Here is a 1,244-nt window from a genome sequence, read left to right on the forward strand (position 1 = left end):
AAGCTTCTTACACACTTGGAAAGTCAAAAGTTGAGACGCTTTTCAAAGTAATTCTTCCTAATATGAAACCTGCAATTTTAACTGGATTAATTCTATCTTTTGCCCATACAATTGGTGAGTTTGGCGTTGTTTTAATGGTTGGTGGGAGTATAGATGGGCATACAAAGGTTGTATCAATTGCAATTTATGAAGCTGTTGAACAGCTTGATTATCGCCTTGCACATATCTATTCTATAATTTTGGTTGCTCTTTCATTTTTTACCCTTTTAATTCTTTATATTTTAAACAAAAGGTTTGAGGTTAAAGTTTGATAAAGGTTAATATAAAGAAAAAGCTTAAAGGGTATAAAGGAGATTTTATACTTGACGTAGAATTTCAGCTTGAGAAAGGTCAGTTTTTATCAATATTTGGAAAATCAGGACACGGAAAAACCACCCTTTTAAGAATTATTGCAGGTCTGGAAACTCCTGATGAAGGATATATTGAGTTTAACGGAAAAGTTTATTTTGACAGTGAGAAAAAGATAAATCTTCCTCCTCAAAAAAGAAATGTTGGATTCGTTTTTCAGGATTTTGCGTTATTCCCAAATATGACTGTTTATGAAAATCTTACTTTTGCAAATAGGAATGAGAAAAAAATCCATGAAATACTTAAAAAACTTGAAATATATGAGCTTAAAGATAGATATCCATCTACACTTTCAGGTGGACAAAAGCAAAGGGTTGCACTTGGGAGAGCAATAATAAGAAATCCAGAGATACTTCTTTTAGATGAGCCATTATCTGCTTTAGATGAGTCTATTAGATTAAAGCTTCAGGATGAGATAAAAAAAATACATAATGAGTATGGTCTTACTTCTATAATTGTTTCACACGATAAGAAAGAAGTTTTTAAACTTGCTGACAGGGTTTTTGTGCTTGAAAATGGAAAAATAGTAAAACAGGGAACGCCGAGAGATGTTTTTATAGAAAAAGATATTTCAGGTAAATTTTCCTTTTACGGACAGGTGATTGATGTAAGACCTGCAGGAATTGTAAATATTGCCACAATTGATATAAATGATAATCTTGTTGAAGTTGTTGTTGGAAATGATGTAAAAATTGGAGACAGTGTTTTAGTTGGAGTTAAAGGTTTTAATCCTGTAGTTAAAGTAGTTAGCCTTCCATAATGTATTTTTTTAATTTTATGTATAGACTGAGGATATATATTCTTTTAATATTTTAAGTTTATTTCTAAGTTCCTTA

The 1,244-nt window shown here is 30.8% G+C and carries 2 protein-coding genes; both read left to right on the forward strand.

Annotated elements, in window-relative coordinates; all coding sequences use genetic code 11:
- Positions 1–311, forward strand: a 311-nt coding sequence (locus HG1285_RS00935; protein ID WP_008289522.1) for an ABC transporter permease subunit, incomplete at its 5' end; no start/stop codon positions are given.
- Positions 308–1,168, forward strand: coding sequence for an ATP-binding cassette domain-containing protein (locus tag HG1285_RS00930; protein ID WP_008289523.1), 861 nt, complete (start codon positions 308–310; stop codon positions 1,166–1,168). The genes HG1285_RS00935 and HG1285_RS00930, both read left to right, overlap by 4 nt.
- Positions 1,169–1,244 lie beyond the last annotated feature (76 nt).

Source organism: Hydrogenivirga sp. 128-5-R1-1, assembly GCF_000171895.1.